This window comes from Nocardia sp. NPDC058705 (assembly GCF_042749305.1).
Taxonomy (GTDB): domain Bacteria; phylum Actinomycetota; class Actinomycetes; order Mycobacteriales; family Mycobacteriaceae; genus Nocardia.
In genome coordinates this window covers 1-26625 of the sequence record NZ_JBHYRN010000016.1, presented here as the reverse complement: position 1 = coordinate 26625, position 26625 = coordinate 1, and the positions used below count along the sequence as shown (strand labels likewise).

At 68.3% G+C, this 26625-nt stretch carries 23 protein-coding genes; 21 read left to right on the top strand and 2 right to left on the bottom strand.

Annotation, left to right across the window (positions count from 1 at the left end):
- The first annotated feature begins 21 nt into the window (after positions 1-21).
- The 20 genes from ACFW6D_RS19165 to ACFW6D_RS19070 all read left to right on the top strand — a co-directional run bounded on the left by ACFW6D_RS19165 (position 22) and on the right by ACFW6D_RS19070 (position 23137).
- Positions 22-1335 (top strand): adenylosuccinate synthetase, encoded by a 1314-nt coding sequence (locus ACFW6D_RS19165; protein ID WP_379329860.1) that lies wholly within the window; start codon positions 22-24, stop codon positions 1333-1335.
- Between the two features lie 106 nt (positions 1336-1441).
- Positions 1442-2071, top strand: coding sequence for an NUDIX hydrolase (locus ACFW6D_RS19160; protein WP_379330072.1), 630 nt, complete (start codon positions 1442-1444; stop codon positions 2069-2071).
- 315 nt (positions 2072-2386) lie between these two features.
- A complete protein-coding gene (locus tag ACFW6D_RS19155; RefSeq protein WP_379329858.1) occupies positions 2387-3400 on the top strand; it encodes an alkaline phosphatase family protein in 1014 nt (337 codons plus the stop codon).
- A gap of 308 nt (positions 3401-3708) precedes the next feature.
- Entirely contained in the window at positions 3709-6084 is a 2376-nt protein-coding gene (locus tag ACFW6D_RS19150) for a RelA/SpoT family protein (RefSeq protein WP_379329856.1), read from the top strand.
- A 199-nt stretch (positions 6085-6283) separates the two neighbouring features.
- Positions 6284-7933: a cutinase family protein gene (locus ACFW6D_RS19145; protein WP_379329854.1), complete on the top strand. Its 1650-nt coding sequence runs from the start codon at positions 6284-6286 to the stop codon at positions 7931-7933.
- Between the two features lie 52 nt (positions 7934-7985).
- The gene (locus tag ACFW6D_RS19140; protein ID WP_379329852.1) at positions 7986-9239 is read left to right on the top strand and encodes a hypothetical protein; all 1254 of its coding nucleotides are present in this window, start codon (positions 7986-7988) and stop codon (positions 9237-9239) included.
- Positions 9240-9248: 9 nt separating this feature from the next.
- A complete protein-coding gene (locus ACFW6D_RS19135) occupies positions 9249-10103 on the top strand; it encodes a MinD/ParA family protein (RefSeq protein WP_379329850.1) in 855 nt (284 codons plus the stop codon).
- Entirely contained in the window at positions 10100-10741 is a 642-nt protein-coding gene (locus ACFW6D_RS19130) for a hypothetical protein (RefSeq protein ID WP_379329848.1), read from the top strand. Before ACFW6D_RS19135 ends, ACFW6D_RS19130 begins: the two co-directional genes overlap by 4 nt.
- 94 nt (positions 10742-10835) lie before the next feature.
- The gene (locus ACFW6D_RS19125; protein WP_056815437.1) at positions 10836-11129 is read left to right on the top strand and encodes a hypothetical protein; all 294 of its coding nucleotides are present in this window, start codon (positions 10836-10838) and stop codon (positions 11127-11129) included.
- Entirely contained in the window at positions 11129-11383 is a 255-nt protein-coding gene (locus tag ACFW6D_RS19120) for a hypothetical protein (protein ID WP_056810720.1), read from the top strand. The genes ACFW6D_RS19125 and ACFW6D_RS19120 overlap by 1 nt, the downstream gene beginning before the upstream one ends.
- Complete coding sequence (locus ACFW6D_RS19115; RefSeq protein WP_379329846.1) at positions 11380-11988, top strand: hypothetical protein; 609 nt, start codon at positions 11380-11382, stop codon at positions 11986-11988. Before ACFW6D_RS19120 ends, ACFW6D_RS19115 begins: the two co-directional genes overlap by 4 nt.
- The gene (locus ACFW6D_RS19110; protein WP_379329844.1) at positions 11985-12800 is read left to right on the top strand and encodes a hypothetical protein; all 816 of its coding nucleotides are present in this window, start codon (positions 11985-11987) and stop codon (positions 12798-12800) included. The genes ACFW6D_RS19115 and ACFW6D_RS19110 overlap by 4 nt, the downstream gene beginning before the upstream one ends.
- Positions 12794-14311: a hypothetical protein gene (locus ACFW6D_RS19105; protein WP_379329842.1), complete on the top strand. Its 1518-nt coding sequence runs from the start codon at positions 12794-12796 to the stop codon at positions 14309-14311. The genes ACFW6D_RS19110 and ACFW6D_RS19105 overlap by 7 nt, the downstream gene beginning before the upstream one ends.
- Complete coding sequence (locus tag ACFW6D_RS19100; protein WP_266290614.1) at positions 14308-15804, top strand: SCO6880 family protein; 1497 nt, start codon at positions 14308-14310, stop codon at positions 15802-15804. Before ACFW6D_RS19105 ends, ACFW6D_RS19100 begins: the two co-directional genes overlap by 4 nt.
- 7 nt (positions 15805-15811) lie before the next feature.
- Complete coding sequence (locus tag ACFW6D_RS19095) at positions 15812-18262, top strand: hypothetical protein (RefSeq protein WP_379329840.1); 2451 nt, start codon at positions 15812-15814, stop codon at positions 18260-18262.
- A 4-nt stretch (positions 18263-18266) separates the two neighbouring features.
- Positions 18267-18575: a transposase gene (locus tag ACFW6D_RS19090; RefSeq protein WP_062982964.1), complete on the top strand. Its 309-nt coding sequence runs from the start codon at positions 18267-18269 to the stop codon at positions 18573-18575.
- A 61-nt stretch (positions 18576-18636) separates the two neighbouring features.
- A complete protein-coding gene (locus ACFW6D_RS19085) occupies positions 18637-20292 on the top strand; it encodes a peptidoglycan DD-metalloendopeptidase family protein (RefSeq protein WP_379329839.1) in 1656 nt (551 codons plus the stop codon).
- On the top strand, positions 20289-20855 hold the full coding sequence (locus ACFW6D_RS19080) for a hypothetical protein (RefSeq protein ID WP_379329837.1): 567 nt from the start codon (positions 20289-20291) through the stop codon (positions 20853-20855). The genes ACFW6D_RS19085 and ACFW6D_RS19080 overlap by 4 nt, the downstream gene beginning before the upstream one ends.
- 27 nt (positions 20856-20882) lie before the next feature.
- Entirely contained in the window at positions 20883-22715 is a 1833-nt protein-coding gene (locus tag ACFW6D_RS19075) for a type IV secretory system conjugative DNA transfer family protein (protein WP_379329835.1), read from the top strand.
- Entirely contained in the window at positions 22712-23137 is a 426-nt protein-coding gene (locus tag ACFW6D_RS19070) for a DUF4913 domain-containing protein (protein ID WP_379329833.1), read from the top strand. Before ACFW6D_RS19075 ends, ACFW6D_RS19070 begins: the two co-directional genes overlap by 4 nt.
- Positions 23138-23190: 53 nt before the next feature.
- On the opposite strand, the gene ACFW6D_RS19065 is transcribed toward ACFW6D_RS19070, so the two are convergent.
- Positions 23191-23766 carry a hypothetical protein gene (locus ACFW6D_RS19065; RefSeq protein WP_379329831.1) on the bottom strand — a complete coding sequence of 192 codons (576 nt, stop codon included), beginning with the start codon at positions 23764-23766 and terminating at the stop codon, positions 23191-23193.
- Between the two features lie 241 nt (positions 23767-24007).
- Positions 24008-24907, bottom strand: a complete 900-nt coding sequence (locus tag ACFW6D_RS19060) for a peptidylprolyl isomerase (RefSeq protein ID WP_379329829.1) — start codon at positions 24905-24907, stop codon at positions 24008-24010.
- An 85-nt stretch (positions 24908-24992) separates the two neighbouring features.
- Between ACFW6D_RS19060 and hisS the strand changes: the two genes are divergently transcribed.
- Entirely contained in the window at positions 24993-26267 is a 1275-nt protein-coding gene (gene hisS / locus ACFW6D_RS19055; protein ID WP_379329827.1) for a histidine--tRNA ligase, read from the top strand.
- The last annotated feature ends 358 nt before the right edge of the window (positions 26268-26625 follow it).

Genomic DNA, 26625 nt, shown 5'->3' with positions numbered 1-26625 from the left:
GAAAAAGAAAGGGGCACTGCGATGTTCGGTGCGGATCACCTCGTCGTCGTCGTCGATCTGGGATTCGGCGACGCGGGCAAGGGCGCGACGGTCGACTGGCTGTGCGCGGCCGAGGTTGATCTCGGGGTGGCGGCCGTGGTGCGGTTCAACGGCGGTGCGCAGGCCGCGCACAACGTCGTGGCCGACGGTCGCCACCACACGTTCGCGCAGTTCGGGTCCGGAACGTTCTCGGGCGTCCCGACGTGGCTGTCGCGGCACATGCTGGTCGAGCCGATCGCGCTCGCCGCCGAATCCGAACAGCTGGCCGCGCTCGGTATCCGCGACCCGCTCGGCCTGCTCGCCGTCGACGAGCGCGCCCTGCTGACCACACCGATCCACATCGCCGCGAACCGTGCGCGCGAGGACGCGAGGGGTTCCTCGCGGCACGGTTCCTGCGGGCGCGGAATCGGCGAAACGGCCTGGTACGCACTGGAACACGACGCGCCGACCGTGGCCGACTGTCGGACGCCGACTGTGTTGCGCGCCAAGCTGGATCGGCTGGCCGCGCACTACGAGCGACTCATCGGGCCCAGCGTGCACGGTTACGAATCGATCGACGCGATGGTGGCGATGTACGGCGACTTCGCGCGCGCCGTCCGCATCACCGGCGGCGAGGAACTAGCGCGAGTCGCACAAGTCGGACGATTGGTGTTCGAAGGTGCACAAGGCGTGCTGCTCGACGAGTGGCGTGGCCTGCATCCACACACCACCTGGTCAACGGTCGAACCTCGCAACGCGCGCGCCATGATCCGTGAAATCGGGGGCACCGCCACGGTTCTCGGCGTCACCCGTACCTATATGACCCGCCACGGCGCGGGTCCGCTGCCGACCGAGGCGCCGCTGCGAATTCCCGAGCCGCACAACGACACCGGGCATTACCAGGGCGCGTTCCGTCAGGGTCACCTCGATCCGATCCTGTTGCGCTACGCCGTCGACGTGTGCGGCGGAATCGACGGGTTGGTCGTCAACCACCTCGACGTGCCCGGAACACTCTGTGCTGCAAAGGCTTACGACACACTCTCGGGCAGGTTGACCGAGCTCACCCCCGGTCGTTGGCGTGATCTTGATCACCAGCAGCAGCTCACCGACCAACTTGCCTGTGCGACACCGGTTCTCACCCCGATAGACGGCGACCCGGCGACGTGGCTGGCCGAATGCCTGCAGGTGCCGGTGGCGATAACCGGTCACGGTCCGGATCGTCGCGACCGCACAGCCGAGACCGAGTCGTGGGCGAACGGAGGGGGCGGCCCGCTGGACTCGTCGAGGAGGGCACAATCGGGGGCGCACGTATCGTGAACTGCGGTTGCGGTCAGCAACAACGCACTGTGGTCCGGTCGCCGTGTTCGAGGACAGCGCAATGTCCTCGAACCGGCGCGAGGCGCTCGAGGCAGGATGGGATGACGTGGAGCAATCCGTTGTGTCGATCGATGTGGTGACCCTGCGGTGCTGGGACGCCGACAGTGGCGTTCGCATCGGCATCGCCCCGCGCGAATTCGAGCCGTTCACCGGCGAACTCGCGCTGCCCGGCGTCCTGCTGGGCCGTGGCGAACGCCTCGCCGAAGCCGCCCGCCGCGCTGTCCACACCAAACTCGGCGTTCCCACCGAGGCGATCGGCGCCGTCGGCCAGCTCGTCACCTTCGACGAACCCCACCGCGACCCCCGCGGCCCGACCCTGGCCATCGCCATGTGGGCGGTCGTCGCCGAACACGAAGGCCCCGCCGAGTGGGTGGATTTCGACAACGTCCCCCCACTGGCCTTCGACCACAACCTCATCGTCGACACGAGCCGCGCGCTGCTGGCCGGCCTGCTCTGGAAGGACGCCGCCCTCACCCGAGCCCTGGCAGGCACCGAATTCCCCGCCACCCGCGCGGTCGACCTCAGCACGTCCCTCCACGGCGCCCGCCCCGACCCGGCCAACCTCAACCGCACCCTCGCCGCGATTCCCGGACTGGAACGCACCGGCGAACGTCGGCGGGTCAAGGCGACGGGCAGGCCTGCGGTCGTGTGGGCGTTCGACGCCGGCGACAACTGACCGGGTGCGTCGAGGGGGTCGCCGTGCGTTGGGGCGACCGGGGCTTCGCTTTCCGAGGCCAGGCGCGGCCACGAGGCCAGGCGATGTGAGGCCCGGTCAAGTCAGGTGAGGCCAAGTCAGGTGAGGTCAGTCAGGTGGGGTGAGGCCAGGTGGGGTGAGGCCCGGTCGGGTGAGGCGAGCGCGGCACGGGCGCCGGCAAGGTGTGGTTCGCGCGGTGTTCAGCGGGGCGTCCAGGGTGTGCGTTGTCGATGAAACGTCGATGAATTGCGTGGTGGCGGGCTCGCCGAGGGGGATGCGGTCCCTCATCGTGGGGGTATGCGCGAGATGTCGGCTCCGGCGAAAGTGCTTGTTGCGCTGGTCACCTCGTTGGTGACGATTCCGCTCGTGGGGTCGGCGGCCGGGTCGGTGGCGGCGTTCGACGATACGGGGGCGACGGTCGATGCGGCGGCCGCGTTCGGGGCTCCGCGACGCGGGGTGGGGGAAGCGGTGAACAAGGTCGTCGTCATCGGGATCGATGGGTTGATGTTCGACAAGGCCGATGCGGTCCAGGCGCCGCGGTTGCGGCATCTCGCCGCGCAGGGAGTGTTGTCGCAGGGAAACATCGCCGGGCACATCACGATTTCCGGGCCGTCGTGGGCGAGCGTGCTGACGGGGGTGTGGGATACCGAGCACGGGATCACCGACAACGAATTCGACGGGAGTCCGTTCCTGGCGCATCCGAGCGTGTTCACCCGGATCGAACGGGCGAACCCCGCGCGGCACACAGTATCGATCGGCACCTGGCACCAGATCGCGACGATCGCTGCCACGGGTGACCGGCGCGCCGACCTCGCCCTCACCACCACACCGGTCGCCGACGATCCCGACGAGTCGGCCACCGATGCCGCCACCGCGACCGAGGTGGTGTCGTCGATCGAGCGTTCCGGGCCCGATTTGGTCTTCACCCACCTCGACCAGATCGACCTCGCGGGCCACCAGCACGGCGGTGCCTCCCGTGCCTACCTGTCCGCGATCCGCCGAGTCGACGCGCTGGTCGGCGACATCGTCGCGGCAGTCGACCGCCGCGCGGAAGCCAACCCGCGTGAACAGTGGACCGTCCTGGTCACCACCGACCACGGCCACCTCCCGACCGGCGGCCACGGCGGCCAGACCCCCGTCGAAACCGCCAACTTCGTCATCGCCCGTGGCCCCGACTTCACCCCGAGCACCACCACCGCCCACACCCTGATCGACATCACCCCCACGATCCTCGACCTGCTCGCCGCCCCACCGGGACGCCTCGACGGCCACAGCATCCGCACCCGACGACCCGCGGCTGACGGGCGTTGACGTCCGAAAGCCCGCCGCACCGGCGAAACCTGTCTGTTCGCTGTGAAACGCCGCCTCGCCCGAGCCTGATCGGGGACCGGGCCGCGATCGCGGGCACTCGGCATCTGCCCACGTCGACCCGCCCTTTTCGGCGCGAAACTGTGGTCGATCTATAGCGAAAGAGTGCCGCATTGATCTCGAAGTACTACCGTCGCAGGCCTGTGACCCCGGTGACTCGAACACCAGGTCGGTGCGGGGACTAAAGTTGGTGGTCTTGGCGGTTGCAGCACTCGGCCGACAGGTCCGAATGCAGCGTGAGAGGTGGTGGCATGACTCGACATCTGGGCGAGGCGAAGGTCGGGCAGGAATCCACCGGTGCCACGTCAGGTCAGGGCACGCCCGCGAAGACCCCGGAACCACCGGCCAAGCAGTCTCCGACAGCCTCGGTGCCCAGTTCGGCGTCGCGGCGGGTGCGGGCGCGGTTGGCTCGGCGGATGACCGGGCAGCGTGGGATCGCGGCGGTCAAGCCGGTTCTCGAACCCTTGGCTACTGTCCATCGTGAGCTGTATCCGAAGGCGAATCTGGCGCTGCTTCAGCGCGCTTTCGATGTCGCCGACGAACGCCACGCCAAGCAGTTCCGCAAGTCCGGCGACCCCTACATCACCCACCCCCTCGCCGTCGCCAACATCCTCGCCGAACTCGGCATGGACACCACGACGCTGGTTGCGGCGCTGCTGCACGACACCGTCGAGGACACCGGCTACTCCCTCGAGCAGCTCAAGGAAGAGTTCGGGCAGGAAGTCGCCCATCTCGTCGACGGCGTCACCAAACTCGACAAGGTCAACCTGGGCGCGGCCGCCGAAGCCGAGACCATCCGCAAGATGATCATCGCCATGGCGCGCGACCCCCGGGTGCTGGTGATCAAGGTCGCCGACCGGTTGCACAACATGCGCACCATGCGTTTCCTCCCGCCGGAGAAGCAGGCCAAGAAGGCCAAGGAAACCCTCGAGGTGATCGCGCCGCTCGCGCATCGCCTCGGCATGGCCACCGTCAAATGGGAGCTCGAGGACCTCGCGTTCGCGATCCTGCACCCCAAGAAATACGACGAGATCGTGCGCCTGGTCGCCGACCGCGCACCTTCGCGTGACACCTATCTGGCGAAGGTGCGCGCCGAGATCACCAACACCCTCGCCGCCTCGCGGATCAACGCGATCGTCGAAGGCAGGCCCAAGCACTACTGGTCGATCTATCAGAAGATGATCGTCAAGGGCAAAGACTTCGACGACATCCATGACCTGGTCGGCATGCGCATCCTGTGCGAGGAAGTGCGTGACTGCTACGCCGCGGTCGGTGTGGTGCACTCGCTGTGGCAGCCGATGGCGGGCCGGTTCAAGGACTACATCGCCCAGCCGCGTTACGGCGTCTACCAGTCGCTGCACACCACTGTGGTCGGCCCCGATGGCAAGCCACTGGAAGTGCAGATCCGCACCCAGGACATGCACCGGACCGCCGAGTTCGGCATCGCCGCGCACTGGCGGTACAAGGAGACCAAGGGCAAGCACTCCGGTGACGCCGCCGAAGTCGACGACATGGCGTGGATGCGTCAGCTGCTCGACTGGCAGCGAGAAGCCGCCGACCCCGCGGAATTCCTCGAATCGCTGCGCTTCGACCTGAAGTCGCCGGAGATCTTCGTGTTCACGCCCAAGGGCGACGTGATCACGCTGCCGCAGAAGTCCACCCCGGTCGACTTCGCCTACGCGGTGCACACCGAGGTCGGGCACAAGTGCATCGGCGCGCGCGTGAACGGTCGCCTGGTGGCGCTGGAACGGCAGCTGGAAAACGGCGAAGTCATCGAGGTGTTCACCTCCAAGGCGCAGAACGCCGGACCCAGCCGCGACTGGCAGAAGTTCGTGGTCTCCCCGCGCGCGAAAGCCAAGATTCGCCAGTGGTTTGCCAAGGAGCGGCGCGAGGAAGCCCTCGAGAGCGGCAAGGAGCAGATCTCCAAGGAAGTCCGCCGGGTCGGGCTGCCGCTGCAGCGGTTGATGAGCGTCGAGGCGATGACCGCGGTCGCCCACGAACTGCACTACAGCGACATCTCCACGCTCTACACCGCCGTCGGCGAACACCAGGTGTCGGCGCACCACGTGGTGCAACGGCTCATGGCCCAGCTCGGCGGCATCGGCGATGTCGAGAACGAGCTGGCCGAGCGGTCGACACCGTCGACCACGCCTGCCCGTCAGCGCGTCACCGGTGACGCGGGCGTGCTCATCCCCGGTGCGCCGGGCACGGTCGCGAAGCTGGCCAAGTGCTGCACGCCGGTGCCGGGCGACGAGATCATGGGCTTCGTGACCCGCGGTGGCGCGGTGAGCGTGCACCGCACCGACTGCACCAATGCCGATTCGTTGCAGACACAGTCGGAACGGATCATCGACGTCGAATGGGCGCCGTCGCCCTCGTCGGTGTTCCTGGTCGCCATCCAGATCGAGGCACTCGACCGCACCCGGCTGCTCTCCGACGTGACCAAGGTGCTGGCCGACGAGAAGGTCAACATCCTGTCCGCCTCGGTCGCCACGCACGGCGACCGCGTCGCGATCAGCAAGTTCACCTTCGAGATGGGCGACCCCAAGCACCTGGGCCACCTGCTCAATGTGGTGCGCAACGTCGAAGGCGTCTACGACGTGTACCGGGTGACCTCCGCCGCCTGACCCACGACCACGGCCCGGGCACTCTCCTCGCGAGGGTGCCCGGGCCGCTGTCTGCGCAGGTGATCGCCGAAAGGTTGCTGTCCGCATCGGGTTTGCCGGTGGCAGTGAAAGGGCCGATTAGGGCAGGGGTTCGGATACCCGGAATCTGTTACGGTTTAGTGCGTTTCAACGCTCCACTGGTCAGCGGAAACGGACTGTGATGCGGATCGAATTTGCTCGGTACACGACACAACTCGCGGGGACGCTCATGGCGTTCACCGTTGCTTCGCTATCGGTTACGGCGGGGGTGGCGGGTGCGCAAGACGGTACACCCACCGCGCCGTCCACGCAGGTAACCATCGCCGCGTGTCCTGCGTTGTATGCCTTGGGGATTCAGGGGACGGGCGAGTCGTCACCCGACGCGGCGCCGAGTACGGACACCGGAATGCTCTCGACGGTGTTCCGTCCGATGATGGCCCGCGCGTCGGAGCCCGGACTGGTCGATCGTGCGTACGTCGCGTATGAGGCGGCGTTCGGCGGTGCGGTGCCGGGTGGCGCGGTGCCGTACACGGAATCCGTCGTCGGCGGTTTGGAGCGACTTCGCTCGATGGCGACCCAAGTGACACAGCGTTGCCCGAATACCCGGATCGCAGTGGTCGGGTATTCCCAAGGCGCCCATGTGGCCTCGCTGTTCGCGCAGGAAGTCGGCGCGGGCACTGGTGTGCTGTCCGCGGACAAGGTCGCCGCGGTCGCGTTGTTCGCCGACCCGACCCGCGCCGAGAACGCGCCACTGTTCCCCGGCGCACCCGACCGGACCGCGCCGCTGGCAGCACCGGGAACCGCTGGCGTTGCCCTGGCGGCGATCGGTGAGGTGCGCCAAGGCATCGCCCCCGGGGGTGGACTCGCACCGCAGAGCGACCAAGCCGACGCCTTCGGCAAACTCACCGGCCGCGTCGCAAGCTTCTGTGCCACAGGCGATCTCGCGTGCGACGCACCACAGGGCGCACCGATCGTGCGTGCCGTCACCAACCTTATGAGCCAGTCGAAACTCTCCGGCGGCGACCCGATCGGATCCCTGACCTCGATCGCCGAGGCGCTGGCGTTCACCTCCATCAAGACCGCCACCGCCCTGGTCGAGGAGGACATCTCCGGGAGCACCCTCGCCGATGTTTCGCTCGCGCCGAATAAGTCGATCTCGCAGCGCATCTCCGACGCCTCGGACCCGAACAACACGCTCGACGTGAACGCCGCGTACCGAGCGCTGCTGAAGGTCGGCATGATCGGTCTCAATGCCGTTGCCACCGTGGTGAAAACGGTGATCAGCCCGGCCGCCATCAGCGAATTGGCAACGGCCACACTGTCGAATCCACTGGCCGGGCTGACATTGCTCGGAACGAAACTGGCAGGCGCGGTCCCGCAACTCGTGCCACCGACCACCGGGGTGCGCCTGGTCAACGAAGCGTTCACGGCGGTCCAGCAGAACGTGACCGACAACGCCGAACTCCTCGACGTGACCACCTGGGTGCGCTACTGGAACACGACGCAGCGCCATGACGCCTACTCGCGCATGGGCGTCGGCGCGAACGGGTCGACGCCGACGCAGTACGTCGGCGAGTGGTTCGCCGCGCTAGCCCGTGATGCGGCCGGTGTTTCGGGGAAGGGAACCGTACCGGTCGGCGGGTCCGACTCGCGCGGTATGGGAATTTTCCCGAGCCCGACCGGCGCGTCTACGACATCCAAACCCTCCGGTGGGGGACAATTTCCCTTCGGGACAGGAGCCGATGGCGCCTCATCCGGCGGCGCGACGACTCCGCCTGCCGCGACACCCGTAACCACCGCACCCACCACCCGTCCGTTCTCTGTGAACTGATCACCGAGAGGTCTTCGATGCGAACTGTGCCCGGCGCCGTGGAAAGGGGGAAATGTTGAAGTCGTACAACGAATTGTCGCGCTGGTACTCGGCGCTGGAACCCGAGACCGATGCCGGTGCCCCCGCACGCCCGGACACCACCGAACCGGTGGCGGGCGACGACGACAGCATCGACCGATATTCGAAGAGTCCCGACCCTGCGCCGATGCCGGACACCGGCACGGCAGGGGAGCGTCCCCCTGAACCGTTCAGCCTCGACCTCGACGATCGGCCGACCGTCACCGACGACTCGCACGCCATACGCATCGATCCCGCGAAAGTTGTCGGCGACCGACATGGCTGGAATGTCGACACCGATCCGAAGGTCGGCGGCCGAAACGACTGGGACATCGGGTCTCAGGCGGACCCTGTCGGCGGACAGGACGGCAGGGACGTCTGGTCTCAGCCGAACGTCGTCGGCGACCCGGGCCTTCGACCCATCGAGCACCCGTCGAGCGCGAAGGTCGATCCGTTCGTTCGGTCCGCCGAGTTCGATGACGCGACAACTGAATCCGTCGACGTGCCCGAGCCCGCTCCGACGCCCCTCGCGCAATTGGCTGGACGCCGCAGCGACTTCACCGGCGGCTGGTCGGACTGGGTCGCCGATCCGGCACCCGGCCCCGACGACGACTTCGACGCCGAACTCGTCCAGTTCCCCTGGCCCGATGCCGCCGCCGACGAATACGACGACGCCCGCGTGCTCGAACCCTCCGGCGCCCTGCGCGCGAACCGGAAACGCCAGCGCGCCTGGGTGGTCCTCGCGGTCTCGGTGCTCGTTCTGGTGATCGCCGCGACCGGAGTGTTCTTCCTGCTGTTCGGTCGCGGCGGCGACAACACTGCCCGCCAAGCCGCCTCGCCCCTGCACTTCACCGCGGGTAACCTGACCGCCGACACCGCGGGCTCGTGCCCGACCGAACGCACCGACATCGTGGTGCGCAGCGCCGAAGCAGGCGGCACAGGGTCGGGCCCCGACGCCATCCTCGCCTTCCAATACGCCTACTACGTGAGCCGATCGGGGGAGCAGGCCAGAGCGGTGGTCGCCCCGGGCGCGGAGATCTCACCGGCCGCCGTGATCCAGCGCGGTATCGACACCATCCCGGTGGGGACCACCCACTGCGTGCGGATCACCACTGTCGCGGCCGACCGGTTCACGGTGGAGGTCACCGAGTTCCGGCCCGCGGGGGCACCGGCCACCTACACCAAGCAATCGGTGCGCACAGAGCTGGTCGGCGATCGCACGCTCATCACGGGCATCGCGGCAGGGTAAGGAGAAGCGATGACAGACGACTGGAGCCGTTGGCTCGACGAGGCGCCCGAGGGTGACCCGTCCGATGACCTGGCGCGTGATCCGGCTCCGGTGGTGCGGTTGCGGCGTCGCAACGGCGAGCGCGGCGACGGTACCCGCAGGCCGATCCTGGTGGTCGGCGGCTGCGGCGGTGCGGGCACGACGACCACCGCGCTCGGCCTGGCGGCGGAACTGGTCACCGCGGGTGCGACGACCGTGGCGGTCGACGCGACCGCGGCGGGCAGCGATATCGCCCTGCGCGGCGCCGACAAACACCTGCACCCGGTGAACCTGCAGTCCTGGGTCTACGGCCGCGGCGACGACGAACCGGCGCCGCTGGAAGACTGCCTTTCCCGCTCCACCTCCGGTTTCGGCCTGCTCTGGCGCGACGCGACCCCGCTGCGGCGGCGCGCGACATTCCTCACTGTCGCGCGTGCGCTCGACACCGGTGGGTACACCGCGGTCTACGACGGCGGCAACCCGATTGCCGGACGGCAACTGCGACCCCTGCTCGACGACGCCGATATCGCCCTGGTGCTTGCCATTCCGGCCCGGGTCGACGCGGCCAACCGGCTGCGGGTGACCCTGGAATGGCTCGACGACCACTACGGTGACGACGGGGCCGGCGTGGTCGCCGACACCACCATCGTTGTCTCGCACCAGTATTCGCACGACGACTCACGCGTAGCGGAGCATTTGCGTGAACACCTGTCGGGCTGGGTGCGTGAGGTCGTCGAGATCCCCTACGACCCGCATCTGGCGCGCGGGGAACTCGTCCGTCACGCCGAGCTGGCCGAGGCCACGCGTTCGGCGTATGCGAGCTTGCTCGCCGGGGTGGCATCATGACGGCAGCCATGAATCTTCGTCGTCGTCGTGAACCGGACGCCCCCGCCGGTGTAGTCGCGCCGCCAGAGTCGCTGCGCGCCAAGATCTGGGAGCGTCCGGTGCCGGGGGTCGGCCGGGCGCCACTGGTGTGGTTGCTCGGCGTCCACGGTGGCGCGGGCGCGACCACGCTCTCCCATGTGCTCGCACCCGCCGCCGACGCGCGCGGGCGCTGGCCCGGTGTGTTCGACCGCGAATCCCCCTATGTCGTGCTGGTCGCCAGGGAAACCATCTCCGGACTCACCCGCGCGCACGATCTGCTGCGCCAGCACCACGCGGGGCTCGCGGGCCCGGCGCTGGTGCTCGGCCTGATCACGGTCGCCGCGCGCCCTGGCCGGATGGCACCGGAGATCCGGCGCTACCGGGAGGTGGTCGGCTCGCTGGCCGGGCACGTCTGGCAGGTGCCGTGGTTCGAGGAATGGACTCTGGTGGAGTCCGACGCGCTTCCGGTGTGGTCGCCGGGCGACGAGGTGACGGTCAAGAAACGCCGTCCCGACCCGCTCGACGAAGTACCGGTGGAGATCGGTGACCTCGGTACCGACGTGGTCGCGGCCATCCGGGCGAGCCTCGGCGCGCCCAGCTGGAACGAGGGCCGATCATGAACGCCGGGCGGGTCGCCGGTCGGTGGTGTACAAACGTGTGTCGTCGTCGAAGTGTTTGTCGCACAACACCTTTACAGTGGGAGAAAGGCACCCGATGAGCATGCTCCTCCTCGCCGTGCAGGACACGTACGGCACCGTGCTGGCCCAGGTCGGTAATCCGACCCCGGAGGCTCCTCCCGGCTCGGAGAAGATCCTGCAGCTCGTGCGTTACCTCACCTGGTTCGTGCTGCTGTCGGGCATCTGCGGCATCACCTACGCGGGCGGCAAGTTCGCGTGGGAGCGCTGGACCGGTGGTGGGCTCGAATCGCCGAAGATGGTGGCGGGCGCGATGATCGGCGGCGTCGTGGCGACCAGCGCCGGCACGATCATGAGTGCGGTCATCGGTTAGTGATCACTGTGCTCGCCTATAAGCAGATCCCGGCCGACGTGTTGGCGCCGATGATGCAGTTGCTCAACTGGCTGCTCTGGTTCGTCCTGCTGTCGTGCCTGGCCTGGATGATCCTGTCGGCGGGTCGATTGTGGATCGCGTTCCGCAGCGACCTGGCGGTCAACGACGCCTCGCACGGTGTCCTGATGAGCTTGATCGGTGCCTCGGTCGCCAGTACGGCGTCCGCGATCGCGCTGGCTTTCCTGCCGGCATGACGTCCACCAAGACACGACCGGTCGCGGTCGGTATCGCCTTGCTCGCGGCAGCCGTCGGCTGCGGCGGTGGCGGCGATGCCGGACTCGATCTCACCGCCGCCCCGACCGGGGTGGGTTGGCAGGACTACCAGGGCATCGCCATGCCGCACACCGACCAGGGCCCGAAAACGGTGGACCAGGGCGCCGCGACGGGTTTCGAGCACTCCCCGCGCGGGGCCGGGCTGGCGGCACTGACTCACACCATCCGGTTGTCGGTGGCGCCCGACAGTCAATGGGCCCAGGTGGTGAACGCCGAACTCGTGCCGGGACCGGCGCGCGACGAGTGGTCGATCAACCGGGTCCAGCTGTCGATCACCGGGCCTGCCACGGCGGAGTACGCGCCGAAATTGTTGGGTTACAAAATTACCGAATATCGTGATGAGGCAACGGCCGTCGACGTCTACACCGAATACTCCGACCGGTCACGGGCGGTGAACCACACCACGGTCAGCTGGTACGGCGGAGACTGGCGACTGCAGTTACCCGATCCGGGCTCGACCGACCGACCGGTCGACCCGATCGACGAATTACCGCAAGACATCGTGACATTGGAGGCACCGCAGTGAGCGAGAAGGAGCCGGGCACGCGCGACCGCGCGTCCTTCGGCATGATCGCCTCCGGTGCCCTGCTCGCCCTGATCATGGTCGTCGGCGCCGTCGTGTACTTCACCCGCGACGGCGACAGCGTCGCCGACAACGCGCCACCGCCCGCCCAGGCCGCGGGCGGAACGGGTTTCGCCGAACCCGATGTCGACCTGCTGGGCAGACGGGTCGACATTCCGAACAACCCGGCGGGCCAGCCGCTGGCGCAGGAACCGGGTACGCAACGTACCCCCGCGGACCCGGATTGGCTGACCGCCGCGCCGGAGGGCACCACGAAACCGCACGGCTGGCAGCGTGTCTACGGTGCGTCGGTGCCGTTCTCCACTTCCGACGGGCCCTCGCGGATCGAGGACGGACTCGCCGTCGGCTACGCGCGCACCCCGCAGGGCGCCGCGCTGGCCGCCGCGCAGATCACCTACCGGCTCAACGCCCGCCCGGCCGACCGCGACCTGTACGTGACGCAATTGCGGGTCAGCACAGCACAGTTGGCCGCTTACGACTCCGCGCTGTCGGGGGACAGGCTGCCGAAACAGCAGCCGGAGCGGGTGACCAAATTCTTCGTGGCCTCCGATGCGTTCAAGATCGACGACTTCGCCGAGGACCTGGCGATCGTGCGACTGGCCTCGCGCGGCCCGGTGATCGACGGCAAGCAGTTATACGCGGCCATGCGGCTGATCCTGGTGTGGGACGCCGGGGACTGGCGGCTCAAGCCGTCGACGAGCGCAAATGCCCAAACCGAGTACGTGGAATCGCTGGCGGGGTGGACGACATGGTGACGATCGAGGACAAGCACAGCCCGGATCGATTCCGCGCCGACCATCGAGGGGTGCCAACAATGCTGAGGCGGATCGTCACCATCTTCGCGGTGATCTTCACCGTCATGCTCGCGACACCGACGGTGGCGATGGGCCAGACCTACGGCTTCGACGAGGCGTGCAACGAACTGCACGACACCCTCGACAGCGTCGCGATCCCCGGCGTCTCGCTCGGTGACGCGGCGTCGGCGGTCTGCAAGGCGGGCAACGCCGGCTCCCATCCCGACCAGGCGGCCAGTGCGATCAAGGACAAGGCCTGGGATTCGACCTTCGGCAAGGTGGTCGACTCGCTGATGAAGGGTCTCGGTGAGGCGCTGATCCTGGCGTTGACCTTCTGGATGAAGGTGCCCAACGAGGCGGTGAGCGACTCGGGGGCACTGTTCACCAAGATCAACGACTACACCTATCAAATTCAGATATTGCTGTTGATCGCCTCGGTGATCATCACCGGCGGCCGATTGGCCGAGGCCAGACGCGGGGCGGCCGTGAGCGAGGCCGCCGAATCGTTCCGGCTGTTCGCCAGGGTGGTGTTCAGTTCGTGGATGCTGGGGGCGGTGATCGTCGCGGGCACACGAGCCTCGGACAAGTTCTCCGAGTGGATCATCACCGACGCCACCGGCGGCAATGCCAAGAACATGGCCGAGCTGATGGTGAAAACCTCGAAACTGCAGGCCTTTTCGCCGGGTCTGGTGTTGATCATCGCCATCGTCGGTCTGCTCGGCGCGCTCGCGCAGATCGTGCTGGCCATCGTGCGACAGGGTCTGCTGGTGGTCGCCGCGGGCGTGCTGCCACTGGCCGCCGCGGCCTCGGCGACCGGGACGGGCAAGCAGTCGTATCAGAAACTGGTCGGCTGGATCATCGCGTTCATGCTGTTCAAACCGGTGGCCGCGATCGTGTACATGATCGCGTTCACCACCGCGGGCCATGTCGACGAGACCACCACGTCGAGCGGATTGCCCAGTGGGGAGGAAGCGCAGCGGATGCTGGTCGCGCTGGTGCTGCTGTGCAGCGTGGCGTTCGTGCTGCCTGCGCTGATGCGGCTGGTCGCGCCCGCGGTCGCCACGGTCGGCACCGGCGGTTCGGGTCTGATGATGGCCGGTGGTGCGGCCGTCGGCGCGATGGCGCTCGGCGCGATCGGTACCAAGGCCGTGGCCACCCGGGCTCCGGCGGCGCCCGGCGCGGCAGGCTACTTCGGTAGTGGCGGCGCGGGCCAGCGACCACCGGGGCCCGGCGGTAACGGCGGCGGTGGTGGGGGCGCGGCGCGGCCGACGCCACCTCCGCGTGGCGGTGGGTCGGCACCACCGCCGACGACGACCAGCTCGGGCTCGGTGCCCGCGGGGGCACGCAATGTGGCGGCCGCGCGACAGGCGGCCAACACCACCGCGCGCGCGGACCAATCAATGGGCGACGTCGCCGGTGACCGCTGGGCGAATCGTTCACCCGACCTCGGCAGGAGCACGATTCCGCGATGACGACCTCGGCGACCGACACCTACGAACGCCGCTCGTACGGACTGTGGCAGAAACCGCGCAGCGCGGGCCTTTTCGGCCTGCGCTGGGAAGAGACCGTGATCGGTTTCGTCGTGGTGATCACGGCACTGATCTGTGCGATGGTCGGTGGATTCAAATGGGGTTTCATCGTCGGCGGGCTCGGCGCGCTGGTGATGGTGCCCCTGGTGTGGCGGACGGGGGGCCGTTCGGGCTATGAGACGGGACTGATGATGTTCAACTGGAGGCGCTCGCGCAACAACGGCGAGCACGTGTACCGCGGTGGCCGGTTCTCCCGGATTCCCGGCGGTGTCACGAAATTGCCGGGGCTGCTCGCCCCGTCGAAGCTCTATGAGGGCATCGACGCCGGTGGCTACCACTTCGGGATGATCCATCTGCCCGCGTTCGCGCAGTACACGGTGGTGTTGCGGGCCTGGCCACAGGGACACGAGGCCGTCGACCAGCCGGTGATCGACCGCTGGGTCGCGGCCTGGGGCACGTTCCTCGCCTCGGTCGGCCAGACCAGTGACATCGTCGCGGTGGTGCCGGTGATCGACACGGTGCCAGAGACCGGAAACCGGTTGCTCAACGAGGTTTCCACGATCACCCGCCCCGAAGCCCCCGACCTGGCCCAGCAGGTGATGTACGAGCTGGCGACCGAATTGCCGCAGGAGCGTGTGCAATTGCTGCCGCGCGTGGCGATCACGTTCAAGGCCACCACCGCCGAGCGGCGCAAGAACCCGGCCGAGGAAGCAGTCGAGATCGGGCGCAGGCTGCCCGGTATCTGCGCGGCGCTGGCCGAGGCGGGCGTGCGCGCACAGCCGATGTCGGCCGAGGAGGTCATCTCCTTCATCCGCCGCAGCTACGACCCGGCCTCGCAGGCCGATCTCGAGGTGGCCGCGGCCGACCCCGGTGGGCACGGCCTCGGCTGGGACGACGCGGGTCCGGTGTCCTACGACGAGAAGTGGGATCACCTGATCCACGACGGCGGCCGCTCGGTGACCTGGGAGATGGACGCAGCGCCCGAGGGCGCGGTGGACGAGCGGGTGCTGCAGCGACTGCTCGCACCCAATCCCGAAGTGCCACGCAAGCGCATCGCGATCGTCTACCGGCCGCACTCGGCCGCCGACGCCGCCGAGATCGTCGACGACGACTTCAAGAACGCCCTCGTAGCGCAGCAGAGCGAACGCGGTGTGGTCTCGGCGGCGGCGACGCTGCGCGTCGGCGCCACCCAGCAGGCCCGTGAGGAACAGGCCCGCGGACACGGCGTGACCCGCTTCGGCGCACTGGTCACCATCACCGAACCGCTGCGCGGCGACCTGCCACGCATCGAAGCCATCACCCGAGACCTGTCCACCCAAGCCCGGCTCAAGATCCGGCGCTGTTACCGCTACCAGTCCGCGGCGTTCGCGGCATCTCTCGGTTGCGGCGTGATCCTGCCCGAACACGCAACCATTCCGAAGGCATTGGCGGGGTGAGGCGATCATGGGACGCGACTACGAACCCCCGGTGCGCGACCGCGACGACGTCGCGTTGCGCCCGGTCCACCGGCCGCCGCGCATCCGCGGCGAACGCGAGCCACGGCCCGCGGGGAGCGCGCCGCGCGTGAGCGATGACGTGCTCGGCCTCGACGAGCGCACCGAACGCGACGAGCGCGAACGCGCGGCGCGGGGCTCACGCACGTCCGAGGAACGTCCGCAGGGCGAGCGTCGGTCGCGTGAGGAACCGGGTTCGGACCGAGGTCGGCCGACGCGACCCCGCGGTGAGGATCCGCGCAGACGAGAGGGCGAGACGCGTCGGCCGCGTGCGGAGGACACGCGCCGCTCGGCCGAGGAAGACCGGCGGTGGTCAGCTGAAGAAGGCGCCCGCGGGCTACCCGACACCGGCCCTGACCGGCCACGCGCTGACGAAATCCGTGGCCGGGGTCCGGAATCGGGGCGCTCGCGAGCGGGTAGCCGCGAAGACGTGGGGGAGCGGCGCACTCGACGGCCGCGTCCCGATGCCGAGCGGGCCGCGAGGGCTCGCGCCGACCGCGGGCTACGCGACGAAGATCATGGGCCACGTCTGGAACACGAACGCCCCCAGGGAGATCCGCGTCGGCGGCCGAAGCAGGCCGAACCGAAGCTGACGAAAAAGAAGAAGCCGCGACCCGCGAAGGCGGTGCGTGCGGTCCGGTCCGACGATGCCGCCGATCGGGCGATGGGTTCGGGGCGGTCCGCGAAATCGACCAAGCCGGAACGACGTTCGCAGGGTCCCAAACTTCTGGACGACGCCACCCGCGCCCGCTACGAGATGATCGCCCGCGAGCAGTCGGGTCTGCGCGCGGCCTGGGCGACGTTCCGTATCCACACCGACGACCTGCGCCGCAACAACGCCCAGGCGCGCACCGAGGCCGTCGTCAAGGACGGATTCGACCGCACCACCGCCGAACTGACCGATCGCGGTTACTCGGGCGCGGGCGGGGGCAAGATGAACGTGGTCGGCCGCCCGGTCGAGTACCGGGCCACCACCGCCCAGGTCGCGGGACTGTGGCCGTGGTCGGTCGGTGCCGGTGCGCCGCTGATCGGCACCCCGCTCGGCTCGCATCTGCACACCGGCGCCCCGGTCTGCTTCGATCCGATGAACTGGTTCATGCGCGGCAGCTTCATCACCGCGCCCAGCCTTTTCGTGTTGGGTCTCAACGGTTTCGGTAAGTCCTCGCTGGTGCGCCGGATCGTGCTCGGCGGCATCGCCCAGGGCATCACCCCGCTGATCCTGGCCGACGTGAAACCCGACTACCGCAAGATGGTCGAACTCGTCGGCGGCCAGGTGATCGACCTCGGCTACGGGCACGGCAAGCTCAATCCCCTCGCAGCGGGCGTGCTCGGCTCGGTGGTGCCGCGCCTGGAGGACAAACCCGCACTGCAACGTCAGGTGCTGCAGGACCTGCGTGCCCGGCAGGTGACGTTGATCGCGGGCTTGGTGGAACTGGTCCGCGGCGCGCGCGTGGCCGACTTCGAGGAAACACTGATCGCCACCGCGCTGCGCATCCTCTACCAGCCCGGCGGCTTCACCCCCGACAAACCGCCGATCATGGAGAACCTGCTCGAGGTGATCGTCAGCGGCGGTGCCGAGATGATGCTCGACGCGGGCGCCGACAACACCGACGAATACCAGAACGCCATCAAGGGCCTGCGCCGCTCACTGCGCGCGCTCACCCAGGGCCCGTTCGGCGCGATCTTCAACGGCCAGACCAGCGTTCCCATCGACACCGGCGCCGTCGCGGTGTGCATCGACGTCTCGCACATCCCCAGCGGCGACAAGAAACTCAAGGCCGCGGTCATGCTGGCCTGCTGGGCCGACGGTTTCGCCTCCGTCGAGGCCGCGCACGTCCTGGCCGACGCCGACCTCGGCCCGCAGCGCTACTTCCAGGTCGTGATGGACGAGCTGTGGCAGGTGCTCGGCCTCGGCGACTTCATGGTCGACCGGGTCGACGAACTGACCCGACTGCAGCGTGGCCTGGCCACCGCCCTGATCATGATCAGCCACACCATCAAGGACCTGCAGGCGCTCGGCTCGGACGCCGCGATCGCCAAGGCCATCGGCTTCCTGGAACGCGCGCGCGCCAAGATCTTCGGCGCACTGCCAGCCGAGGAGATCAGCAGGCTCGACTCCACGGTGCCGTTCACCTCCGCCGAACAGGAGATGGTGACCAGTTGGTCGGCGCCGCAAGCACTGACAGGTGAGGCGCTCAAGCCCGGCCAGCAGCGGCCCTCACCTCCCGGCACCGGCAAGTTCCTGTTGAAGGTCGGCGAGGATCGTCGGCCAGGTATTCCTTTCCACATGGAGTTCACGGTGTCGGAACGAGAAAGCGGAATCCACGACACGAACCAACGCTTCAGCGAGTTCGGCGACAACCCACGTGGCACGCCGGACTATTCGAACGGGAGTGAGTAGGGTAATGATGCCGCACCGGTCCTACCGCCGGGTCTCGCCGGAGGTCCGCAACGCCGCCGTCGCCCAGGTGGTGGCGCTGACCGACAAGTTACGCAGCGAATCCGAGGCGTGCCGGATGGTCGCCGAACAGATCGGCGTGCACGCCAATTCGGTGCGCAACTGGGTCCGCGCGACCCAGGACCCGAGCCTGGACCGGCTCGACGCCACCGCGTTACGCCGCAAAGTGGCGCTGCTGCAACAACAGCTGGCCGCCGCCGCGGAGATGAACCGCACGCTCGCCGACACGCTCAACGAGTCGCGGCGCCGCACATGAACTCCGCCGCGGCGGACGTTGCGCGAATCGGCGCCCGGCGCGGAACGCGGGGAGGCGGCCGGTGAACGTCCGCACGATCATGATGACGGTGATCGGCTCGGTCATCGGGTTGGTGGCACTGGTGCTGGTGATCGTGCTGCCGTCCTCGGACGAGACCTGCGAAACCGGCGATATCCTGGACGGGTCGGCGGTGCCGACGCTGCCGGCACTCGGCGGTGACAATCGCGCGGGGGCGACGAGTTCGGCTGTGCCGTCGGTGAATCCGTCGGTGACCGCGACACCGGTGCTGGCGGCGGGTGTCGGCCCGCTACGGCGCACGCTGCCCCTGGAAACCGGAACCTTCACCATCTCCGACGTCTTCGGTTCGCGCGGCGGCGATCACAAGGGCATCGACATGGCTGCCACCGACGGGACCACGATCTACTCGGTGTCCGACGGCCGGGTCGTCGCCGCCGGTCCCGCCTCGGGTTTCGGCAACTGGATCGTCGTCGATTCCGTCGACACCAACGGTCGCGCCTACTCCGCGGTCTACGGCCACATGTGGGACGCGGGGGTGAAGGTGCGCACCGGTCAGACGGTGACCGCGGGCCAGCCGATCGGGATGGTCGGTTCGGCGGGCGAATCCAGCGGCCCGCACCTGCATTTCGAGATCGTGCCCGGTGGTCGCTTCACCGGTGGCCGCCAGATCGACCCGATGCCGTGGCTCGACGGCGCGCCGACCCCCGATGTCGGTGGCGCACGGGCGTTTTCGAGCGACCCCAACTGTGTGCGCGGATTCGGTAGCGCCGGTGGGGCATTGGCCGACGGGAAGGTGCCCGCCGAACTCGAGATCTGGTACCGCCGCGCGGGGACGGTCTGCCCGGAGATCTCGTCGTCGCTGCTGGCCGCACAGGCCAAGCAGGAGTCGGGATTCCGGCGCGGACTCACCTCGCCCGCGGGCGCCCAGGGCCTTGCCCAGTTCCTGCCGGGTACGGCGGCAGGCATCAATCCCGAGGACGGTCAGCCCTACGTCATCGATGCCGACGGCAACGGGACAGCCAGCGTGTGGGACGACGGCGACGCGATCATCGGCCAAGCCCGCTACATGTGCTCGATCGCCCACAAGATCGCGGGGTGGATGGCGGCGGGCCGCGTTTCGGGCGATCTGACCGCGCTCACCCTGGCCGGCTACAACGCCGGTGAAGGCGCGGTGCTGACCTCGGGGGGCATGCCGAATCAGTACGCGGCGCACTTCTCCGAGACCCGGCCCTACGTCACCAACATCTTGTCGATGGAACCGCAGTACCGTGCGCCGGGCGCGCAGGGACGGTTCACGCCGGGGGAGGGCAGCGACGGTGACCAGATCGTCGAGGCCGCCCACGACTGGCTCGGCACCCCGTACGTGTGGGGTGGCGGTGGCGCGCAGGGACCGAGCAACGGTGGCTTCGACGGTCCGGGATTGACCGCGGCGGCGCTGTTCGCCGCGTCGTCGGGCGCGGTGACGTTGCCGCGCACCGCCGAACAGCAGTGGGAAGCCGGGGTGGAAGTCCCGATCGCCAAGGCAGTGGCGGGTGATCTGGTGTTCAGTGAATTCGGCAGGCGCGGGCCCACCGAGGTGGGGATCTACACCGGCAACGGCCAGATGATCCAGGCGGTTCCACCGACGAGCAACCGCGGTGGCGGGGGCGTCGCCGAGGTGGCGGTGCCCGGCGACGCACGGGCGAGGAGGGTGTTGTGAGCGCACGACCAGCGATAACCTGGTGGGAGAGAACACGAATCCGCACAACCCCGGCGGTGATGCTCGTGGCAGTCCTGCTCTCGGTCCCCGCCTGCGGTGGTGACGCCGAACCGACCCGCCCCGAAACCACTTCCACCACCCGGCTGATCGAAGCCGCCGTCGACCCGACCACACCCGACGGGGTGGCGGTGGTGGCCCTGCGTGAGGTCTACACCTGGAACCCGGCGACCGAACAACCGGGATCTTCGGTCCAGCGCGCGCGGAAATGGCTGGGGCCCAGCATGATACGTATGCTCGACAGTTCCATCGGGGTCACCGACACACCGAAACCGTCGCTGCAGTGGGCGGACTGGGCGAAGGCCGACGCGCACGTCGAAGCCTTCACGTTCGCCTCCGGTGAACCCGCGCCACCCAGCGCGGATCCCACTGTCGCGCAATACAAGATCGGCATCGAACAAACGGTCGTCTACCCCAACGGACGCACCGAAGCACTACCGCCGAGCACGGTCATCGCGACCGTGGTGCAGACGCCGCAAGGCTGGCGTCTCGACGCGTTCCGCTGACCACCACGTCCACACAAGGAGGCACCCGTGGCGAAGAAGAAGGTGACGGATCCGGCCGCGGTCGGACCCGACACGACACTGATCATGATCGTGTTCGGCTTCGCGGCGCTGATCACCCTCGCCGTCGCCCTGCACCTGGGCAACGCGCTGGCGGTGGTGCCGCAGAACATTCCGGCCAACCCGATCGCGGTGGTCGCCGATCTGGCGCGTGGCAAATTGCAGTGGCCGCGGGCGTCGACGGTGATCGTGCTGTTGGTGATCGCTGCGGCCATCGCGTATGTGGTGATCCGTAAGCAGTTGCGCAAGCGCGCGGGTGCGGGGCGGTTGGCGGTGGACGACAAGGCCGACTACATGGGTAGTGGCAGTGCGATCGCGTCGATCACCGAGGCCGGGGTGCGGGAGAAGGCGAAGGATCTCGGTGTGCGGCTCGGCACGGGCGACGCTCCCGGAGTGCCGATCGGCGTTGCAGTCGCCGACGGCACGCCGCTCTACGGCTCCTATGAGGACCTGCACCTCGACATCTGGGGGCCTCGTCAGGGCAAGTCGACCTCGAGGGTGATCCCGGCGATCCTGTCCGCGATCGGGCCGGTGCTGACCACCTCGAACAAGCGTGACGTCGTCGACGCGACGCGCAATGTCCGAGAAGCCAAGGGCAGTGCGACTTTCGTGTTCGACCCGCAGGGCGTCGCCGGTGAACGACCCACGTGGTTCTGGGATCCGCTGGCATGGGTCGACTTCCGCAGGGAAGGCTGCGAGATGCGGGCGGCTCGGTTGGCCGGTCACTTCGCCGACAGCGAATCCGGCGGCGCCGACAACGGCGACAGCTTCTTCGACCCCGAGGCCGAAGACCTCCTCGCCGGTCTCTTCCTGGCCGCCGCCATCGCGGGCAAACCGATCACCCAGGTGTGGGAATGGGTGACCGACTCGCAGAACAGCGAGCCGATCGAGCACCTGCGTCAGTCGGGCCACGACTTCACCGCCGCTGGTCTGGCGATGCAGTACAACGCCGAAGGGCGAACCAAGAGCGGCATTTTCGGCACCGCGAAGAAGATGATCCGGTGCCTACAGTTGTCGAATGTGCACCCATGGATCACCCGTGGCAGCAGCGAACGGCTCCAGTTCGACGAGCTCGAATTCCTCGAACGCAACGGCACGCTCTACTGCTTGTCGCTCGAAGGCCGAGGTTCGGCGGCCCCCCTGGTCAGTGCGCTGACCGAGGCCGTCATCGATGTGGCGATGCGCAAAGCGTCGCAGTCCTCGGGCGGCCGCTTGCCGATCCCGCTGCTCGCGGTCCTCGACGAGGCCGCCAACGTGGTCCGGTGGAAGGATCTGCCCAAGCAGTACAGCCACTTCGGTTCGCGTGGCATCGTCGTGATGACGGTGCTGCAGTCGTGGGCGCAGGGCGCGCGCTGCTGGGGCGACGCCGGGATGAGCGCGCTCTGGTCGGCCGCCAATATCAAGGTGCTCGGCAGCGGTGTCGATGACATGGCGTTCCTGCGTGACCGGTCCGAGGCGATCGGCGAGTACGACTCCATCTCGGCGTCGATGTCGCAGTCGGGCAACAGCAAGAGCTACTCGCGTTCGCTCAGTTCCTCGGTGACCTTCACCGCCCAGGGCCTGGCGACACTGCCCCGTGGCCGGGCCGTGGTGTTCACCTCCGGGCAGCCTGCGGTGCTGGTGCGTACGGTGCCGTGGTGGGAATCCGAGTACGCGGACGCGGTCAAGCGCTCGATCGACGACAACGACCCCACCCGCAAGACTCGCATCGACGATTTGATCACGTCGCCTTCGACGACTCTGTCGAAATCCATTCCGCCGCCGGACGACATCGGTGAAATCGAGGAGGTCAAGCCGCTGTGACTGAAGAAATGCGCGTCGCAAGCCAGGTAGCGAACGGGTACACAGACGTATTCGATTTCGTCGCAAAGTATTTGAGCCGGGTGTACAGCCGACAGGTCACCGATATCAGCGACACCGTCTGGTGCCCGGAGTGGTGGCGTCATCCCGAGGCCATGATCAGGCTCGATGCGGTGTGGCAGACCTGGGAGCATTTCCGCCTCGAGGGCGGTCCAGGCATCAGCGTGTGGTTCCTCGATCACGCCGACAAGCACATGGCTGCCCTGTTCGACCCGAAAGGGCCGTTCAAATACTGCAGTGTGCGCAACGGCCACAAGCCGATGCTCGAGTCGTTGAAGGTCGACGTGCCGACCGGGAACGATCGGCACATGCTCGACGACCCGGAAGATCCGTGGCAGAAGACCGTGGAAACGCGCGATTTGTAGGGTCGCTACGGTGTCGGCCGATCATCCCTTCGGGTGAGCGGTCGACACCGCGGTCAGCGGCCGCGGTCCAGGCCGCGCGGATTGAGGCCGCGGGCTTCGATGCCGCGCTCCAGGCCGGTACTGGCGCGACGTGTGCCCGCGTTCGCCCGGCGAATGGCTTCGTCGGGCGAGATGCCCTGGCCCATCTCGACAAGCATCCGGACCTCGGCCAATTCCGGTGCCACGCCGGCGCGTTGCAGATGCGCTGCGATGGCGGAACGGCGCTCGGCGGAGTCGTAACCCACCTGCGGTGCGTTGACACCCGTCGTCGTCGAGGCGACGGCAGCGCTCGTGGAGAACGGGGAGGACGGGTCTTTCTCCAGCGTGAGCCCGCGCTGCGGGGTTTTCGCCGCACCCATCGACATCATCTGCACCAGTTCGATGTTGCGCGGATCCTTGGCCTTGAGATCGCGCGCCTCACGGATCTGCAGTTCGCGCGCTTCCTTCATCTTGGCCTCGATCGCCTTCGCGCGGGATTCGGCCTCTTTCTGGCCGTGTTCGCGCGACTTGAGGGCGACCAGGGTGGCCATCTGCAGCATTGTGCGCATCATGGACGCCGTTTCGCTGCCGATGTCGTCGAGTTCCGCCATGACTGCTCCCCGATGCTGCTGTGGAAGTGGACATCTGAGCCTACCGCGCGAAGGATACGGTGCGATGACAGGTGGGGCGGGTCGGCGGGAAAGAAATCGCCGGTGAGCGGGTTGTCGGCCGGACGAATCGTAGGGTTGCCTAGCCTCTGATGATCTTCTTCGCACGTCGGGGCCCGAAAACCGGAAACGGACCGGACACGCGAGGGTGTCCGGTCCGTTTTTCCACGCTGAAAAGGCGGTGTCAGCCCACCTTGACAGTGTTGAACGAAATCGGGATGGCCGGGCCGCCGTCTTCCGCGCCGCCCTTGACGCCGCCACCCGCGACCTTGTCCAGGGTGGCGAGGCCGGCCTCGTCGATCGTGCCGAAGATGGTGTAGTTCGGCGGCAGCTGGGTGTCACCGAAGACCAGGAAGAACTGGCTTCCGTTGGTGCCCTTGCCTTCCGGTGAGGTGCCCGCGTTGGCCATGGCGATCACGCCGCGCTTGTAGTTCACCGGCTGCGACTGCAACGCCGGATCGTCGGGCGCGAACAGGTCGGTCGGGTACTCGTTGTCGAAGCTGTAGCCGGGGCCGCCCTTGCCGGTGGCCGTCGGGTCGCCGCACTGCAGGATGCCGAAGCCGGGGGTGGCCACGATGCGGTGGCAGCTGGTCTTGTCGAAGTAGCCCTGCTGGGCCAGGCTCACGAAGGAGTTGACCGTGCAGGGGGCCTGGGCGCTGTTGAGCGACAAGCCGATCGGGCCCTGGGTGGAGTCGATCGCCACCTTCGTCTCGGGGGTACCGGTGGCGACCGAGGTCGTCGCGGGCGCCGTGACGGGTTTCGCGGGCGGCTCCTGGCCTGCGGGGTAGCTGCAGTCGACCGTCGCGGGCTTGGCCGCGGGGGGCGGCGGGCCGGGGATGTCGAGGGGGGTGTTGACGAACTGGGTCGTCGGCACGGCCGAGGACGTCTCGGCGTTCGCCGAGGACTCGTCCTCGCCCTTGGTGAGGAAATACACGCCGGTCGCGGCGGCCGCGACGACTATCACACCCAGTACCGAGCCCGCGATCGTCAAGCGCTTGCGCTTCTTCTCCTGCTCGGCCCGTCGTGCCAGCTGGCGCTCCAGCTTGCGCTTGGCCGCCGCCCGTCGCTGTTCGTTACTCGGCACTACCGCGTTCCTCCCGTGTCGTCAGGTTCGTCTAGAGGGTAACCGGTTGGACGCGGAGGGCGCCCGTGGGGAAAACTGGACCATCGTGACCAAGACCAGCAGCTTCACCGCCCCGAAGGGTGTCCCCGACTACCTGCCACCCGGTTCGGCCGAGTTCGTCGCCGTGCGCGACGGGCTGATCCACGCCGCCCGACTCGCCGGGTACGGGCATGTCGAGCTGCCGGTATTCGAACAGACCGCCCTGTTCGCACGGGGTGTCGGCGAGTCGACCGACGTGGTCAGCAAGGAGATGTGGACCTTCGCCGACCGCAACGGCGAGAGCTTCACCCTGCGCCCCGAAGGCACCGCGGGCGTGATGCGCGCGGTGATCCAGCACGGTCTGGACAAGAGCGGTCAGTTGCCGGTGAAGCTCGTCTACGCCGGTCCGTTCTTCCGCTACGAGCGCCCGCAGGCCGGTCGCTACCGGCAGCTGCAGCAGGTCGGCATCGAGGCGATCGGCATCGACGACCCGGCCCTGGACGCCGAGGTCATCGCGATCGCCGACGCCGGGTTCCGTTCGCTCGGCCTGGACGGATTCCGCCTCGAGATCACCTCGCTCGGTGACGAGACGTGCCGCCCGCAGTACCGCGAATTGCTCCAGGAGTTCCTGCGTGGGCTGCCGCTGGACGAGGAAACCCAGCGCCGCGCCGAGCTCAACCCGCTGCGCGTGCTCGACGACAAGCGTCCCGAAGTGCGCGAGCTGACCGCGAACGCGCCGCTGATGATCGACCACCTCTCGGAGTCGGCGAAAGCCCACTTCGAGCAGGTGCTCGCCCACCTCGACGCGCTCGGCGTGCCGTACGTGGTGAACCCGCGCATGGTGCGCGGCCTGGACTACTACACTAAGACCACGTTCGAATTCGTGCACGACCAGCTCGGCGCGCAGTCGGGTATCGGCGGCGGTGGGCGCTACGACGGGCTGATGGCCGAGCTCGGCGGACAGCCGCTGTCGGGCATCGGGTTCGGCATCGGTGTCGACCGGACCGTGCTGGCGCTGGCGGCCGAGGGCAAGTCGGCGGCCGATCCGGCGCGTTGCCAGGTGTACGGCGTGGCGCTCGGCGCCGAGGCCAAGGCGAAAATGGTCGCGCTGGCCGGTGAACTGCGCGCCGCCGACATCAGCGTCGACCTGGCCTACGGCGACCGTGGGATGAAGGGCGCGATGAAGGGCGCCGACCGGTCGGGGGCGAAATACACCCTGGTACTCGGCGATCGCGATCTCGCCGAGAACACGATCGGGGTCAAGGAGATGGCGACCGGCGTGCAGCGGTCCGTCCCGCTCGACGGCGTCGTGGCGGTATTGCGCGAGGAACTCGGCCGCTGAGACTCGCGGCTGGTTCGGAGGTCGGTCACGGAGCAGTCCGGTCGCCGAACCGCCTCGGGTCGCTGGGCCGGCGGTCGCTCGCCGAAGTGTTCGGATCGACAGCTCGGCGCTGAGTCGTTCGCGTCTATGTGGTCGGCGACCAGTGCCGAGTGGGGATGTCCCGCTCAGTACGCGCCAGGCTGCCGGGGTCGGGGGGGGGGGGGGGGAATTCCCCGCCCCCCCCCCGGCGGGGCGGGGGGGGGGGGGGGGGTTTTGTGGGGTGGGGGGGGGGGGTGGGGGGGGCCGGGGCTGGGGCGGGGGCGGGCGGAGATCGCAGCGGCGGTGAAGGGGACTGCTCGGGCGTTGGCGGGGAGTGCGC

Coding starts and splice junctions, on each gene's coding strand:
- ACFW6D_RS19150 (WP_379329856.1), top strand. CDS start 3,709: ATGACTCGACATCTGGGCGAGGCGAAGGTCGGGCAGGAATCCACCGGT.
- ACFW6D_RS19100 (WP_266290614.1), top strand. CDS start 14,308: ATGACGACCTCGGCGACCGACACCTACGAACGCCGCTCGTACGGACTG.
- ACFW6D_RS19090 (WP_062982964.1), top strand. CDS start 18,267: ATGATGCCGCACCGGTCCTACCGCCGGGTCTCGCCGGAGGTCCGCAAC.
- ACFW6D_RS19115 (WP_379329846.1), top strand. CDS start 11,380: ATGACGTCCACCAAGACACGACCGGTCGCGGTCGGTATCGCCTTGCTC.
- ACFW6D_RS19095 (WP_379329840.1), top strand. CDS start 15,812: ATGGGACGCGACTACGAACCCCCGGTGCGCGACCGCGACGACGTCGCG.
- ACFW6D_RS19140 (WP_379329852.1), top strand. CDS start 7,986: ATGTTGAAGTCGTACAACGAATTGTCGCGCTGGTACTCGGCGCTGGAA.
- ACFW6D_RS19125 (WP_056815437.1), top strand. CDS start 10,836: ATGAGCATGCTCCTCCTCGCCGTGCAGGACACGTACGGCACCGTGCTG.
- ACFW6D_RS19155 (WP_379329858.1), top strand. CDS start 2,387: ATGCGCGAGATGTCGGCTCCGGCGAAAGTGCTTGTTGCGCTGGTCACC.
- ACFW6D_RS19130 (WP_379329848.1), top strand. CDS start 10,100: ATGACGGCAGCCATGAATCTTCGTCGTCGTCGTGAACCGGACGCCCCC.
- ACFW6D_RS19065 (WP_379329831.1), bottom strand. CDS start 23,766: ATGGCGGAACTCGACGACATCGGCAGCGAAACGGCGTCCATGATGCGC.
- ACFW6D_RS19105 (WP_379329842.1), top strand. CDS start 12,794: ATGGTGACGATCGAGGACAAGCACAGCCCGGATCGATTCCGCGCCGAC.
- ACFW6D_RS19165 (WP_379329860.1), top strand. CDS start 22: ATGTTCGGTGCGGATCACCTCGTCGTCGTCGTCGATCTGGGATTCGGC.
- ACFW6D_RS19135 (WP_379329850.1), top strand. CDS start 9,249: ATGACAGACGACTGGAGCCGTTGGCTCGACGAGGCGCCCGAGGGTGAC.
- ACFW6D_RS19145 (WP_379329854.1), top strand. CDS start 6,284: ATGCGGATCGAATTTGCTCGGTACACGACACAACTCGCGGGGACGCTC.